The 16,330-nt window shown below is 37.2% G+C and carries 14 protein-coding genes; 6 read left to right on the forward strand and 8 right to left on the reverse strand.

All coding sequences use genetic code 11. The features are described 5' to 3' along the window. Nucleotides 1-8: 8 nt before the first annotated feature. Genes panF through fis form a run of 4 tightly spaced genes read left to right on the forward strand, consistent with a single transcriptional unit; the run spans nt 9 to nt 3,648 of the window. Nucleotides 9-1,460, forward strand: a complete 1,452-nt coding sequence (panF, locus tag J3U56_RS10120; protein WP_416379578.1) for a sodium/pantothenate symporter — start codon at nt 9-11, stop codon at nt 1,458-1,460. Next, on the forward strand, nt 1,435-2,301 hold the full coding sequence (gene prmA / locus J3U56_RS10125; RefSeq protein ID WP_267333435.1) for a 50S ribosomal protein L11 methyltransferase: 867 nt from the start codon (nt 1,435-1,437) through the stop codon (nt 2,299-2,301). Before panF ends, prmA begins: the two co-directional genes overlap by 26 nt. A gap of 35 nt (nt 2,302-2,336) precedes the next feature. Further along, a complete protein-coding gene (gene dusB / locus J3U56_RS10130) occupies nt 2,337-3,344 on the forward strand; it encodes a tRNA dihydrouridine synthase DusB (RefSeq protein ID WP_267367564.1) in 1,008 nt (335 codons plus the stop codon). 7 nt (nt 3,345-3,351) lie between these two features. Further along, nucleotides 3,352-3,648 (forward strand): DNA-binding transcriptional regulator Fis, encoded by a 297-nt coding sequence (gene fis, locus J3U56_RS10135; protein ID WP_034883623.1) that lies wholly within the window; start codon nt 3,352-3,354, stop codon nt 3,646-3,648. Nucleotides 3,649-3,773: 125 nt separating this feature from the next. Here fis and rbsR read toward each other — a convergent pair whose 3' ends face one another. The 6 genes from rbsR to rbsD are packed head-to-tail and all read right to left on the reverse strand — an operon-like array spanning nt 3,774 to nt 9,594. Continuing rightward, nucleotides 3,774-4,766, reverse strand: a complete 993-nt coding sequence (rbsR, locus tag J3U56_RS10140) for a ribose operon transcriptional repressor RbsR (RefSeq protein ID WP_416380348.1) — start codon at nt 4,764-4,766, stop codon at nt 3,774-3,776. Nucleotides 4,767-4,769: 3 nt separating this feature from the next. Next, nucleotides 4,770-5,711: a ribokinase gene (gene rbsK / locus J3U56_RS10145; RefSeq protein ID WP_267367568.1), complete on the reverse strand. Its 942-nt coding sequence runs from the start codon at nt 5,709-5,711 to the stop codon at nt 4,770-4,772. Between the two features lie 55 nt (nt 5,712-5,766). Beyond that, nucleotides 5,767-6,654 carry a ribose ABC transporter substrate-binding protein RbsB gene (rbsB, locus tag J3U56_RS10150; protein WP_267333431.1) on the reverse strand — a complete coding sequence of 296 codons (888 nt, stop codon included), beginning with the start codon at nt 6,652-6,654 and terminating at the stop codon, nt 5,767-5,769. Nucleotides 6,655-6,690: 36 nt separating this feature from the next. Then, a complete protein-coding gene (rbsC, locus tag J3U56_RS10155; RefSeq protein ID WP_267333430.1) occupies nt 6,691-7,641 on the reverse strand; it encodes a ribose ABC transporter permease in 951 nt (316 codons plus the stop codon). After that, the gene (gene rbsA / locus J3U56_RS10160) at nt 7,628-9,142 is read right to left on the reverse strand and encodes a ribose ABC transporter ATP-binding protein RbsA (protein WP_267367570.1); all 1,515 of its coding nucleotides are present in this window, start codon (nt 9,140-9,142) and stop codon (nt 7,628-7,630) included. Before rbsA ends, rbsC begins: the two co-directional genes overlap by 14 nt. Before the next feature lie 32 nt (nt 9,143-9,174). Continuing rightward, nucleotides 9,175-9,594, reverse strand: a complete 420-nt coding sequence (rbsD, locus tag J3U56_RS10165) for a D-ribose pyranase (RefSeq protein ID WP_267333428.1) — start codon at nt 9,592-9,594, stop codon at nt 9,175-9,177. A gap of 341 nt (nt 9,595-9,935) precedes the next feature. Between rbsD and J3U56_RS10170 the strand changes: the two genes are divergently transcribed. After that, nucleotides 9,936-10,679, forward strand: coding sequence for a YebC/PmpR family DNA-binding transcriptional regulator (locus J3U56_RS10170; RefSeq protein WP_267333427.1), 744 nt, complete (start codon nt 9,936-9,938; stop codon nt 10,677-10,679). Beyond that, nucleotides 10,679-11,167 carry a crossover junction endodeoxyribonuclease RuvC gene (ruvC, locus tag J3U56_RS10175; RefSeq protein ID WP_267333426.1) on the forward strand — a complete coding sequence of 163 codons (489 nt, stop codon included), beginning with the start codon at nt 10,679-10,681 and terminating at the stop codon, nt 11,165-11,167. Before J3U56_RS10170 ends, ruvC begins: the two co-directional genes overlap by 1 nt. Nucleotides 11,168-11,644: 477 nt before the next feature. Here the strand turns inward: ruvC and J3U56_RS10180 are convergent, their stop codons facing one another. Together J3U56_RS10180 and J3U56_RS10185 are read right to left on the reverse strand one after the other, a co-directional pair. Continuing rightward, a complete protein-coding gene (locus J3U56_RS10180) occupies nt 11,645-14,863 on the reverse strand; it encodes an efflux RND transporter permease subunit (protein WP_267333425.1) in 3,219 nt (1,072 codons plus the stop codon). A gap of 19 nt (nt 14,864-14,882) precedes the next feature. After that, nucleotides 14,883-16,079, reverse strand: coding sequence for an efflux RND transporter periplasmic adaptor subunit (locus tag J3U56_RS10185; RefSeq protein ID WP_267343495.1), 1,197 nt, complete (start codon nt 16,077-16,079; stop codon nt 14,883-14,885). Between the last annotated feature and the right edge of the window lie 251 nt (nt 16,080-16,330).

Raw genomic sequence — 16,330 nt, forward strand, 5'->3', positions numbered from 1 at the left:
TTCAAACCATGCATTTCGATATTATTTTACCACTGGTTATCTACCTGATTTTTGTATTTGCATTATCGCTCTATGCTTATATAAAGCGAAAAAAGGTCAATCAATTTACCGATTATTTTATTGGTAATCGAACCATGGGGGGCTTTTTACTCGCCATGACGCTTGCGGCAACTTATATTAGCGCAAGTTCGTTTATTGGTGGACCTGGCGCTGCTTATAAATATGGTTTAGGTTGGGTGTTGTTATCCATGATTCAAGTTCCTACCGTATTGTTATCATTAGGCATTTTAGGTAAAAAATTTGCTATTTTAGCACGTCAATATAATGCTATTACCTTAAGCGATATGCTTTATGCGCATTACAAAAGTAAAACCATCGTTTGGTTTGCAAGTATCGCGTTAATAGTGGCTTTTATTGGTGCTATGACTGTCCAATTTGTTGGCGGCGCTCGTCTGCTTGAATCATCAGTAGGTATTCCCTACCATAGCGGATTACTAATATTTGGTATTGGTACCGTTATTTATACGGCTTTTGGTGGTTTTAGAGCAAGTATATTAAATGATGCATTCCAAGGTTTAGTTATGATCATTGGTGCCGTTTTATTGCTTGGCGCGATTATTTATGCAGGCGGCGGCATGACAACGATTATTCATCGACTACAAGAAATTGATCCAGCACTGCTTACACCACAAGGCCCAAACCATTTTATGGATTTTCCGTTTATGGCTTCATTTTGGGTGTTAGTCTGCTTTGGCGTGGTGGGGTTACCTCATACTGCGGTGCGTTGCATGGCGTATAAAGATAGTAAAGCAGTGCATCAGGGAATTATTATTGGTACAATTGTTGTCACAATCATCATGTTAACGATGCACTTATCTGGTAGCTTGGGCCGAGCAATCATTGATGATTTAACAATACCAGATCAAATTGTACCAACATTAATTATTAATGTATTACCGCCTTTTGCTGCGGGGATCTTTTTAGCTGCACCATTAGCTGCGATCATGTCAACAATCAATGCGCAGTTATTGCAAGTATCATCCGTTCTGATTAAAGATCTTTTTTTAAGTATTAAAAGCAATAGCAATTTAAGTGATAAATTATTAACGCGTATTTCAGTTACCATTACCTTTATTTTTGGTGGTTTACTCATTTTTGCCGCTTGGAATCCACCTAACATGATAATTTGGCTAAATTTACTTGCTTTTGGTGGGCTTGAAGCGGTGTTTTTATGGCCTTTAGTACTCGGATTATATTGGAAAAAAGCCAATGCCACAGGGGCACTCTGCTCAATGCTGGCTGGTGCAATAAGTTATACACTATTAGCCAGTTATGATATTAAGTTATTGTCATTCCACCCAATTGTGCCTTCTTTAATTATTGGATTAGTGGTTTTTATTATAGCCAATATGTTTGGCAACAAAGGAAAAAATTATGCCTTGGATTCAACTCAGAATTAATACGACTAATGAATTAGCTGAACAAATCAGCGAACAACTAGAAGAATCGGGAGCTGTATCAGTCACTTTTCAAGATACTTATGACAATCCTGTTTTTGAACCTTTACCTGGTGAAACTAAACTTTGGGGAAACACCGATGTAATCGGGCTTTATGATGCTCAAACAGAGATTAATGAGTTAAAATCGATACTAAATTTAGACCAATATTCTTATAAAATTGAACAATTAGAAGACAAAGATTGGGAACGAGAATGGATGGATAACTTTCATCCTATGCAGTTTGGAAAAAGACTTTGGATCTGCCCAAGTTGGCGAGACGTGCCCGATCCTAATGCGGTTAATGTGATGTTAGATCCCGGTCTAGCATTTGGAACCGGAACCCACCCAACTACAGCATTATGCTTAACTTGGTTAGACGGTCTAGATCTCAACAATAAAATTGTGATTGATTACGGTTGTGGTTCTGGTATTTTGGCCATTGCCGCATTAAAATTAGGCGCAAAACAGGTTATTGGTATCGATATCGATCCACAAGCTATCGAAGCTAGTCGTGACAATGCTGAGCGTAATAATGTTAGCAATAATTTACAGCTTTATCTTGCCAACGATATACCCAATAATTTACAGGCAGATGTTATTGTTGCCAATATTTTAGCCGGACCATTAAAAGAACTCGAACCAAACATAAATAAGCTGGTTAAACCAAGTGGGCTATTGGGATTATCCGGTATTTTGGCATCGCAGGCACAAAGTGTTTGCTTAGCTTATCAAGCACATTTTGAGTTAGATCCAGTTATTGAGCAAGATGAATGGTGCCGTATAACTGGCAAAAAAAAGTAAAAATTTGACATTACCCCTTTTAACTTCGAGAAAAAATGCGTAATATAGCCGGCCTCAATTTGCTTAGCATTGGTGAGGTCAAATTAAAAAACAATTTAATTGCTGCACCAATGGCTGGAATTAGCGATAAACCATTTCGTCATCTATGCTATCAATATGGCGCTGGAATGACAGTATCAGAAATGTTCTTAGCAAATTCAGATGTTTGGCATACAGATAAATCGGCATTACGTATGGTGTCAACAGATGATATTGGTGTGCGAGCTGTTCAAATCGTGGGGTCAGATCCCGACGAAATGGCAAAAGCAGCCGAATTTAATGTCAAACATGGCGCTGAGTTAATCGATATTAATATGGGGTGTCCAGCAAAAAAAGTGAATAAAAAATTAGCGGGATCGGCTTTAATGCAGCATCCGGAGCTAATTAGAAAGATTTTGCAAAAAGTTGTTGGTGCTGTTGATGTACCGGTAACTTTGAAAACGCGGACTGGATGGGATAAAAATCATAGAAATTGCATTGAAATCGCACAAATTGCACAGGATTGTGGTATTAAGGCAATAACCATACACGGAAGAACACGTGCTTGCTTATTCAAAGGTGAAGCTGAATATGAGTCGATTAGAGCAGTAAAACAACATGTGACAATTCCTGTCATTGCTAATGGCGATATTTGTACACCGGAACAAGCAAAAGATGTTTTTCAATATACGCAAGCTGATGCTATAATGATCGGCCGAGCGGCACAAGGGCAACCTTGGATATTTGAAGAAATTGCATTCTATTTAACACATGGACAGTTAAAAAAAAGAAAAACAATTGATGAAGTGGAGCAAATCGTGTTAACACACCTTGATGACCTTTATCAATTTTATGGAGAATACAAAGGATTACGGATTGCCAGAAAGCATGTAAATTGGTATACCAACTATTATGCTGATAGCGATCAATTTAGGCGCTTATTTAGTGTACTTAGCAATACAAGTGAGCAAGTTAAAACACTAAAAGCATTTTTTAGTCAAATTAGAAACAACCAAAAGAGTTAAAAATACTATGTCAGAACAACGCGTTACAGCTGCAGCACTTAAATTTACAACTGTAAACTCACAAGACCAAATAACACAAAAACCATTGCGAGATTCAGTAAAGCAGGCTTTAAAAAACTATTTATCACAACTAAATGGTGAAGATCCTACTGATTTATATGAATTAGTGTTAGCTGAAGTTGAACACCCATTCCTTGATATGGTTATGCAATACACCCGTGGCAATCAAACCAGAGCTGCCAATATGCTTGGTATTAATCGTGGTACTTTACGCAAAAAATTAAAACAATATGGAATGAGTTAATCAACTCTTTATTGATATCTTGTTTTATAATCCAAAAGCGCCGAATCAGGCGCTTTTTTACTATCATGTATCAATCATTATTCAATTGAACTTAACGTTTTTAGAACAACTCGCTTAAATAAAAATTAGGCAGATAAACGCTTAACTAACGTTGGTGTTAACGTTAAAGTATGCAGTTTATCATTAGGATGATGTAATCGATTTAATAAGGTTTCAACTGCTAATTGTCCTAACTCTTGTTTGGGTTGATGGATTGTTGTCAACGGTGGGGCAATATATTGTGCAATTTCTATATCATCATAACCCATAATAGCAATATCTTCTCCCACCTTTAAACCATTACGATATAGAGCCTGATAAGCACCAATAGCCATAGCATCATTAGAGCAAAAAACCGCTTGTGGCGGAATTGGCAACTGTAATAAATGCTGCATTGCCACAATGCCGGAAGCGAATCGAAAATCGCCCTGCGCTTCGTAATCTGGCAAAATGGTTAATTGCGCGTCCTGCATCGTTTGACGATACCCTTGAAGGCGCGATTGCGCCTGAGTATTGTTCAATGGTCCGGTAATACAAGCAATACGTTGATAATTCTGTTCAATCAGATACTGGGTCGCTAATGTTGCGCCATAAAATGAATTATCTTGAATCGTATCACACACGCCTTTAAAAGGTGTCCAGTCCATCATGACCATAGGTAACTTAGGATAACGGTCAAAAATTTGTTCCGGAAAAGAGTACGTTTCCGTGCACATAGCTAATAGACCATCAACACGTTTTTGTAACAAATGTTCAATATTGTTGAGCATTCGTTGCTGATCGCCCTCAGTATTACATAAAATTAAATTATAACCGAGTTCATAACAGCTACGCTCGACACCTTGCACTACCTCAGCGTAAAAAGGGTTATTACTTGTGGTGACTAACATGCCAATAGTAAAGGTTTTATTACTTTTTAAACTACGTGCAATTGCTGATGGCGTGTAGTTTAGCTGTTTTATTGCAGACTCAACCTTACTGCGAATAGCTGGACTTACATAGCGATCGTTATTAATAACATGAGAAACGGTTGAAGTAGATACTTTCGCATAATTTGCGATATCTTTCATGGTAGCCAAGTGTTAATTTCTCATTGATAAATGTTGTGATTGAATAAAATTATCGACGTCTTTTCGTGTTGGTATGGATGTTTGTGCACCTGCTTTAGTTACAGATAGTGCCCCAGCTGCATGTGCATAATAAACCGCTTGTTTTAGATCTTTGCCCTCTAGCAACGCGGTAACCAACATTCCATTAAAGGTATCACCAGCACCAATTGTATCAACAGCGTTAACACGAAACCCTGGTACTATTACGCCATTTTGTGCATGACTCACCCAAGCGCCTTTACTTCCCAAAGTGATAATCACAGTATGGATCCCTTTATCATGTAATAATTGTGCTGCTTGCTGTGCATCTTGCTCGGTAATAATTTTTATACCAGTTAAAAACTCTGCTTCTGTTTCATTTGGCGTAATGATATCAACATGGGCGAGTAATTCATCAGATAATTTTTGTGCGGGCGCAGGATTTAAAATGACTTGTGTATTATTTTGTTTAGCCAACTTGGCAGCTTGCTCAACGGTTGCTAATGGCGTTTCAAGTTGCATTAAAACTGCATCAGCTTTTGTGATATCGTCAGCAAATTGATCTAAATACTCTGGTGTGACAGCAGCATTCGCTCCAGCATATATTGCAATTTGGTTTTCACCTTCTTGATTGACCAAAATAAGCGCAACACCAGTATTTTCTTGGTCGATTACGGCAACAGAACGGGTATCAATATGATCGCTTTGTAGCTGCTTTTTAAAGTTTTTGCCTAAATCATCGTTACCAACAGCCGCAATAAATTGCACATTCGCACCGAGGCGTCCAGCGGCTACGGCTTGATTGGCTCCTTTGCCGCCATACGCGATCTTATAATGTGTACCTGTTAATGTTTCACCTGGTTTGGGAAACTCATTGACATTTAAGATATGATCGATATTGACACTACCAAGTACAATTAATTTTTTACTATTCATATATTTTGTTCCTAATCAACTAGAAATTGGACGCACTCATGCGTCCTTGATAATTTTATTGAGTTATCAGTTTTAATTCTACAGGAATTTTTGCATCAACCTTTTCACCTTTTATTACTTTATCAGCAATTTCAATACCTATTGAGCCGATTTTGTCGGGTTGCTGAGCGACAGTTGCGGCCATTTTTCCGCGTTGTACTGATTTAACACCATCATCAGTACCATCAAAACCAACTACGATAATATCATTACGACCTGCAGTTTGTATGGCGCGCACAGCACCTAATGCCATTTCGTCATTTTCTGCAAATACGGCTTGCACAGCCGGATAAGCAGTTAAAAGATTTTGCATTACGTTCATCCCTTTAGCGCGATCAAAGTCTGCCGGTTGTGCTGTTAAAATAGCCAATTGATTTGCTTGCACAGATTTGACAAAACCCTCACCTCGTTCACGAGAAGCAGATGTCCCAACAATACCTTGCAATTGTATCACTTTGGCATTAGCCCCCAATTTTTCAAAAATAAAGTCACCGGCCATTTTGCCACCAGCAACATTGTCAGAGGCAACATGACTCACTACATCGCCTTTGACTGAAGCACGATCAAGTGTAATAACCGCAATACCGGCTTTATTAGCCGCCAGTACGGCGTTACCAACCGCTTCAGAATCAGTAGGGTTAATCAAAATGATTTTAGCGCCTTTAACAATGGTGTCTTCAACGTTAGCTAGCTCTTTAGCAGGGTTATTTTGTGAATCTAAGACTACTAAGTCGTAACCCAATTCTTTCGCTTTATTTACGGCACCATCTTTTAAGGTAACAAAAAAAGGATTATTCAACGTTGAAACAACTAAAGCGATGCGCTCTTTCGCTGAGGCTTGAAAAGCAATACAAACACTTAGTGCAGAAGCAATCACAGCTGCCATCATTTTTCTAAATTTCATAACTTTCTCCCAAAATAAAATCTCGATTTAATACCCTTATTTATTGGTTTTTTTATCAACTAATACGGCTAATAAAATAACCACTCCTTTTACGATCATTTGGTAGTAGGCATCAACGCCTAGCATATTTAATCCATTATTTAAAAACCCTAAAATTAAAGCCCCCACCAAAGTACCTAAAATTTTTCCTCGTCCACCTGACATACTAGTACCGCCAAGTACCACTGCTGCGATTGCATCCATTTCATAACCTGTCCCTGCTGTAGGTTGTGCTGAAGACAATCGAGCAACCTCAATAGTGCTAGCTAATGCACAAAGTAAACCACTAATTGCATAAACAAGGATTTTAACGCGATCAACATTAATACCTGATAGACGGGTTGCCGCTTCATTCCCACCTAATGCATAAATGTAACGACCCAGACGTGTGTATTTAAGTAAGTACCAAGCTACGATAAAAACAACTGCCATGATAAAAATTGGTACAGGAATCCCCAGTACACGCCCAAATGCAAACCATTCAAATAATTCCGAATTATCATTGGTACCTGTCGAAATTGGGCTACCTTTAGTATAAACTTGCGTTACACCACGTAAAATAAGCATCATAACTAAGGTTGCAATAAATGCTTGTAATTTACCTTTGGCGATAATAAATCCTGAAAAGGTTCCCAATATCCACCCTAAAACTAAGGAAGCAAAAATCGCAATAAATGGCGATATATCCGCCCCAATCAACGAAGCAGTAATGGCGCCAGATAATGCAAAGATTGACCCCACACTCAGATCAATACCCGAAGTTAAAATGACCAAGGTCATGCCCACTGCAATAATGGCATTGATTGAAGTTTGTTGTAAGATGTTAAAAAAGTTGTTTAAGGTAAAAAAGTTATCGCTTAAACAAGAAACAATAATGATTAAAACCAATAAAGTAATTAAGGATTTTTGTTCAATTAATAAATTTTTAAGTTTTTTATTTTGCAACATCAGCGCTCTCCTCTGCTTTGCCAACGGCTGCTGCCATAAGTTTTTCTTGTGTTGCCTGGTTAATTGAAAAATCCCCAGTCACTTTTCCTTCATAGATAACTAAAATACGATCACTCATGCCGAGTACTTCTGGCATATCAGATGAGACTAAAATGACACTTAACCCCTGTTGCTTAAACTGATTAATAAGTTGATAAATCTCTTTTTTAGCGCCAACATCAACGCCACGAGTGGGTTCATCTAAAATTAATATCATCGGTTTAGTCATTAATCCTTTGGCTATAGCAACTTTCTGTTGATTACCGCCCGATAAAAAACCAATGATCTGATTGATAGAAGGGGTTTTTATATTAAACAAGCCGACAAAATCCTCAACGGCTTGTTGTTCTTCGGCTAACTGTAGCTTTCTGAACTTATTGGTAAAATAATTGAGTGCGTTCAGTGACATATTATCTTTAACTGACATGCCTAAAATCAGGCCATCTTTTTTGCGATCTTCCGAAATATAGACAATTCCCTGATTCAAACCATCACGCGGGGAAGCAATTTTTACCGATTTTCCTTGTAATAGTATTTTTCCTGATTCGGCCGGATTAGCACCATAAATCATTTTCATTAATTCTGTTCGTCCCGCCCCCATTAAACCTGAAATTCCCAGTATTTCACCTTCGTGAAGAGCAAAGCTGACATCATTAACGCCTGGACCAATCAAGTTTTTTACTTCTAAAGTAACATTACCTTTAGCGACATTGATTCTGGGATATTGCTCTTCAAGCTTACGCCCGACCATCATCTCAATGAGTGTATCTTCATTTAATTCATCTATTTTTTTTTCACCAACAAATTGACCATCACGTAAAACAGTTACTTCATCACAAATTTCAAAAATTTCTTGTAAACGATGTGAGATATAAACAACACCACAATTTTGTTGCTTAAGTTTTTTGATTACGGTAAAAAGAGAAGTTGTTTCGGTATCGGTTAAAGCATCGGTTGGTTCATCCATAATAATGACTTTAGAATTAAAACTTAGCACTTTAGCAATCTCTACCATTTGCTGTTCACCAATGGATAGATCACTAATTAACCGTCGACTATCATAATCAAGATGAAGTTCGGCTAATAACTTGTCAGCTTCGCTATACGTTTTATGCCAATCTATGCAACCCAATTTATTAGTGAATTCACGACCTAAAAATATATTTTCAGCGATACTCAGTTGTGGTATTAAATTCAATTCTTGGTGAACAATTCCTATGCCCGCTTCTTGTGAGGATTTTGGTCCATGAAAGTTTACTTTGCTACCTAAATAAATAATTTCGCCTTCATCTTTTTGGTATATACCCGTCAACACTTTCATTAAAGTAGATTTACCCGCACCATTTTCTCCAATCAATGCCATGACTTGACCTGCACGCACATTTAAATTAACGCCAGCAAGTGCTTTTACGCCTGGGAAGGATTTATGGATGTTGATAAGCTGTAAAAGATTTTCATTCATAAATTACTCTTTTGTTTGTTTTACAAACGAAGTTAAAAAATCACGCCTGACTGTAAAATGATATTGGCAAAAGGTGTACATTCACCTGTTCGAATAACAGCTTTACAATGATGAGTTTGTTGTTTTAACTGCGCATGACTGACATATAAAATGTCGATACAGTTATGTTGAACCTGCTCTATTTCTTTTATTTGTTCGATGATTTGTTGATGGATGTGGGGATTATGAGCAAGGATTTCTTCCGCTAATATCACCCTTTCGATTTGCATATCATGTGAAACGGTTTGAAAAACTTGCATAAACGTTGGCACACCATAAGTCAATGCTAAATCAATGCGTGGGGTTTCATTAGCAATTGGCAAGCCTGCATCACCTATTGCAATTTGATCGGTATGCCCCATTCTAGCTAAAATTTTAACAATTTCAGAATTAAATAATTGACCTTTACGCATAGTTAAATCCCTGTATTAGTTTAATTATGACGACTATCGAAACGTTTCGATAATGCATCATCTACTTAATAAATGCTGCTGGCAATAGCTAAAATGCAAAGTTGTGATCTTGATCAATGTGAAATGATTCAGCTTTTAATATAGTTTTTTAAATAGTTATAAAAAAGGGGGGAATATGGCCACTTTAACAATAATGGGTTTTGCACTGCATCGAATAGCTTTTTCACTCTTACAATAATAAATCCAACACAGGACAAAACTTATCAATATATAGGTAATGAATTTTTGATAAAAGTTTGCTAGAATAGTGCGATTTTTAAATTATTAATCTGGAGAATTTTATGGCAGGTCATAGTAAATGGGCCAATACCAAACACCGTAAAGCAGCGCAAGATGCGAAACGCGGAAAAATCTTTACCAAAATTATTCGTGAACTCGTAACAGCAGCAAAACTTGGTGGTGGCGATCCAGCGTCTAACCCACGTCTACGTGCTGCTATGGACAAAGCATTATCGAATAATATGACACGTGATACCATGAACAGAGCAATTGCCCGTGGTGTTGGTGGTGAAGATGATACTAATATGGAAACTATCATCTATGAAGGTTATGGGCCTGCTGGTACTGCGGTAATGGTAGAATGCTTAAGTGATAATCGTAACCGTACTGTATCAGAAGTTCGCCACGCTTTTACTAAAACTGGCGGCAACCTAGGTACTGATGGTTCAGTTTCTTACTTATTTACCAAAAAAGGCGTAATTTCATACCCGACTGGAACTGATGAAGATCAAGTCATGGATGCCGCACTTGAAGCGGGTGCTGATGATGTGGTGACTTATGATGATGGTGCAATTGATGTATTTACAACACCTGAATCATTTGGTGAAGTTAAAGATGCACTTGATGCGGCTGGCTTAGTTGCCGAATCTGCTGAAGTTTCAATGATTCCAGCGACAAAAGTTGATCTTGATATTGAATCTGCACCTAAATTATTACGCCTTATCGATATGCTTGAAGATTGCGACGATGTGCAAGAAGTTTATCATAATGGTGAAGTTTCTGACGAGGTTGCAGCAACACTCTAATGGCCATCATTCTTGGCATCGATCCTGGTTCTCGTTTGACGGGTTACGGCGTAATCCAACAAACGGGACGCCATTTAACCTATCTTGGTAGCGGTTGTATTCGAACAGCAGTTGAAGATTTACCTACTCGTCTAAAACGTATTTATGCTGGCGTGAGTGAAATCATACTGCAATTTCAACCTGATATGTTTGCAATAGAACAGGTTTTTATGGCTCGTAACGCTGATTCTGCTTTAAAATTAGGCCAAGCAAGAGGTGCCGCTATTGTTTCGGCTGTTAATAATGATTTACCCGTTTTTGAATACGCTGCGCGTTTAGTTAAACAAAGTGTCGTTGGGACTGGTGCAGCCGACAAAAAGCAAGTCCAACATATGGTGAAATTATTATTAAAGTTACCCGCCAGTCCGCAAGCTGATGCTGCCGATGCGTTAGCTATTGCAATCACGCATGCTCACATTGGGCAACAGCTGATAAAAACCTGTAAATAAAATGATTAAATAATCCTGCTTAACAAATACTTATTCCCCAAAAACATGATCAATGTTTTAATCATCTAAATTAAGATTACCCTTTTTCCTCTCTAAAAATTCTACTTCTAATTATTATTAACTTAACTCATTAGTTTTTAAGCAAGCTTCGTTATCAAATAAAATATACATACCATGCGAATATAAAAAATGGTTATAAAAATAATCTAATAACTGTTGAAATTGTTGATTCGACCTATGGTTATATTTTTGGTATATCTACTAAAAATGCTATTGCGAAATTAGTAAATTTAATGTGTTAGCAAACTTTTTATTAAGCCAAATAAATGCAATATGGTAAATATAAAAAATGCGCTAACTAAAGTAGCGCATTTTTGTTCACTTAAAATAGATAGTTGTAAAAAACAAAATAACTTTTTAAATCTTTTTATTCAACCTATACCTAGCAACAGTTAGGTATAGGTAATTTAATAACAGCTATTTGTTATCATTGCTCATATTGTGTTCAGTTAATAAAACAGGTTTATTCTTATGTTTTGTAAACAATTTTGTCACAAACAAGAAGAATAACGGCACATAAAATATGGCTAAAAATGTTGCGGTTAACATACCACCAATTACCCCTGTACCTACTGCATTTTGGCTTGCAGAACCGGCACCACTATTGAGCGCTAGTGGTAAAACACCTAAAATGAACGCAAATGATGTCATTAAAATCGGACGTAAACGTAATCGACATGCTTCAAGTGTTGCATCAATTAATGATTTACCTTCTTTTTCAAGTGCATCTTTGGCAAATTCTACGATCAAAATAGCATTCTTAGCCGATAAGCCCATTGTGGTTAATAAACCAACGATAAAGTAAATATCGTTATCAAGCCCCCTAAACATAGTTGCATAAACTGTACCTAATATACCAAGCGGTATAACAAATAGGATGGATATTGGCACTGTCCAGCTTTCATATAGTGCAGCCAATGATAAGAACACAACAATTATTGAGATAATATAAAGTGTAGTTGTTTGTGAACCAGTTTGGCGTTCTTGATAAGAAATATCTGTCCAGTCAAAAGTATAACCATTAGGTAATATCTCGTTAGATATTTGCTCCATAATAGCCATTGCTTGACCAGAACTTAAACCTGGCGCCGCAGAACCACTGATCCCCATTGCTGCAACTCCATCGTATCGAACAAGCGATGGCGAACCATAACTTTTTGAAGTGGTGGCAAAAGCATCATAAGGTACCATTTCACCTTTTTGATTTTTCACATGCCAATAACTAAAGTCATCAGGTAGCATTCGATATGGTGCATCAGATTGCAAATACACTTTTTTAACTCGGTTATTGTAGACAAAGTCATCAATATAAGCCGAACCTAGAGCCGTTGATAATACGGTATTTACACTACTGACTGATACCCCTAAAGCTTGAGCTGTTTCAAAATCAACATTAATTTTGTATTGTGGTACATCTAACATACTACCAGGTCGAACTTGTTGCAAACTAGGGTTGTGGCTAGCAGCACCTAACACTTTGAAGAATGTTGCCATTAATGCTTCATGTCCTAGACCAGCTGAATCTTTAAGCATATAAGAGAAACCATTTGCCATACCGAGTGAAGGTACCGCTGGTAAATTTGTAATAATAACTCGACCATCAGTAACGGTAGATGCAAATCCATAACCACTTGCAACAAGTGCATCGACTTTTTGATCGGAACGTTTACGTTCGTCCCAATCTTTTAATCGAATAAAACCAAGCCCCATATTTTGACCACGACCGATCATACTAAAGCCGGCAACGGTAAATACCTCTTTAACAGAGTCTGCTTTTTTTGTCGTATAAAATTTAGTCGTTTTATCTAATACTGCCATGGTTTGCTCTAATGTCGCACCGGGTGGCAATTCTACCATAACAATAAGCACACCTTGGTCTTCGTTAGGCAAGAACCCTGTTGGTAAGCGCTGGAAACCAAAAATAAGGCCAATAACAATCAGAATGTAACAAACAAAGCTGATTAAAGGGTAACGAATAAATTTAATTACGCCTTTTTCGTATAGATGTAAACTTTTATTATAAAAGTTGTTAAACCAACCAAAAAAGCGTTGAGTGAATTCGCTTAACCAAGTAAATGGAGGAATAGTGGCTAATTTTGCCGCGATTGTTTGTTTGACTACAACACCGTCTTTGGCTGGTGCTTTTAAAATTTGAGCACAAAGAGCAGGTGTTAATACGATCGCCATTAAAACCGAGAGTGACATCGCCGTAACAATAGTGATGGAGAACTGACGATAAATACCACCCGCAGCACCACCATAGAATGCCATTGGCACAAATACTGCCGAAAGTACTACGGCAATCCCCACTAATGCTGAGGTTATTTGTTCCATCGACTTGACTGTTGCTTGATAAGGCGACAACCCTTCGTCATGCATAATACGCTCAACATTTTCAATAACCACAATAGCATCGTCGACCAATAGACCGATTGCCAATACCATCGCGAACATTGATAAAGTATTGATAGTAAAGCCACATATATATAACACCGCAAAAGTACCCAATAATACAACCGGTACGGTGATTGTCGGAATTAGAGTTGAACGAAGGTTTTGCAAAAACACATACATTACGATAACAACTAAGATAATTGCTTCAATTAATGTATGAACCACATTACTAATCGACAATTTAACAAATGGTGTTGTATCGTAAGGATAAGCAAATTTAATATCTTCGGGAAAAATTTTAGATAATTCCTGAATTTTTTTATCAACTTGTTCTGAAGTATTTAATTGGTTAGCACCCGTTGCTAAATAGATCCCCAGACCTGCTGATGCATTACCATTGTAACGAGAAATAAAATTATAATCGGCCGCACCGATTTCAACATTGGCAATATCTTTTAATAAGACATTTGAACCATCGGTATTTACGCGAACCAAGATATTCTGAAATTGCTCAGGCGTTTTTAAACGAGATTGTGCTGTAATTGTAGCGTTAAGTTCTTGGCCTTCAGTCGAAGGTAAAGCACCTAATTGACCTGCGGTAACCTGAGCATTTTGTGCTTGAATTGCGGCAGTAACTTCTTCAATTGATAAATTAAAATAATTTAATTTATTTGGATCTAGCCAAATACGCATAGCATATTCAGAACCAAATAGCTGTGTATCCCCTACCCCTTGAACACGACGAATAGGATCTTGTACGGTAGAATAAACAAAGTCAGCAATATCTGCTTGTGTTTTCTGTGGGTTTGTCGAATAAAAACCAATAACCTTTAAAAAGTTAGTGTTATTTTTAGCAACCGACACCCCATTTTTTTGCACACTATCAGGTAAGCGTGATTTAATACTTTCTACTTTGTTTAATACTTGTACTTGCGCAAAATCAGGATTTGTTCCAGGTGCAAAGGTTAATGTAGTTTGAACCACACCTTGTGCACTACTGGTTGATTTCATATAAATCAAGTTATCTAAACCTGTTAAATTTTGTTCAATCAACTGCGTTACTGTATTTTCAATTGTTTGCGCATCAGCACCTGGATAAGTTGCCGTTACGGTAACAGCAGGCGGGGCAATATCCGGATATTGTTCGACAGCTAGCAACTTTATACATAAAGCACCGCCTAACATCATCATGATAGCAATAACCCATGCAAAAACAGGTCTATCAATAAAAAACTTAGCCATAATTAAATCTACCCCTGTTTTATTTCATACTGTTTTTGATGATATTGTCTAACTGATCTTGTGATAAAGTAGCTGGCTCACCCACGATTTGTCCTTTCATTGGTTGTCCCATTTCAACAGCGGTTAAGTTAAGTAAGCCTGTTGTAATAACTTGTTCTCCAACATTAATGCCTTTAGTTACCACCCAATAACCACTTACACCCGTGTAAATTTGGATACCTTGACGATACTCAATTGAATTATCGGGTTTTAGAATTTTAGCGGTATATTCACCTTTAACATTACTGGTAATACCTTGTTGTGGAACAAGTACAGCATTTTTAATATAGCCAAGAGTCAATTGCGGTTTAACAAACATACCAGGTAAAATTTTGCCTTCAGTATTGGCAAATTGAGATCGCAATGTAACCGTTCCAGTCGTTTCATTAACAGTCATATCAGAAAACTTGATATTGCCAGGTAACGCATATTTAGACCCATCATTAAAGTATAATTCTACATTATCCCCTTTTGCTGGTTCATAAATAACGTTTTCTTCTTGAAGATATTTATTATATCGGGTTGCAGCTTCGGTCATATCAACATAAATCGGATCAAGCTGTTGAACTAATGCTAGCGGGTTTGCTTGCCCAGCTGACACTAACGCGCCTTCGGTTACACTTGATTTACCAATGTAACCATCAATAGGCGAATACACTTTCGTATAATCTAAATTAACTTTGGCTGTATGTTCTGCTGCTTGAGCAACTAATACACTTGCTTCCGCCTGTTTTGCATCAGCGGCAGCCTTATCATAATCTTGTTGGCTGATCGATTTGGTTGTCAATAATCCTGCATAACGTTTTAAAGTCAGTTGCGCAATATTGGCATTCGCTTTGGCACTGGCAACACTAGCAACGGCACTATCATAATTAGCCTGATAAATTGCTGGATCGATTTGATAAAGTGATTGGCCTGCTTTGACATTCGAACTTTCTTCAAATTCGCGTTTTAGCACAATACCGCCAACCTGAGGTCTAATTTCAGCAATTTGAGACGCAACCACGCGACCAGGTAAACTGATTTTTAAGGTGAAGTCCAAAGGTTCAACTTTAAAAACGGTTACTTTTGGTATTTGATTATTACCGCCCTGTGATTTGCTATTATCACAACTAGTTAATAAAAGTAGACTGCTTAATGCTACTGGTACGGTTAATAATAGTTTGTTAAATCTCATATCAAAATGACCTCAGTGAACTTAATAATTATTTTTTTTAATAACATTGAATGTAATTCAAAAGTAACCGAGGATTTTACAAAAAATATGCATAAATTGTAAGTATCTTTACAGCTTAATAGCACAGAGTTCTAAAAAATGCCAAACTAAGTGATGATAGTAAAAAAATGATATTGGTTATTATGCTTTTTTAAAGAAATAAAGTACTATGTGTTAATTGATTTTTTGTGCTATAAAATAGTTTAGATAAA

Source organism: Gilliamella sp. B2824, assembly GCF_026536245.1.
Classification (GTDB): Bacteria; Pseudomonadota; Gammaproteobacteria; order Enterobacterales; family Orbaceae; genus Gilliamella.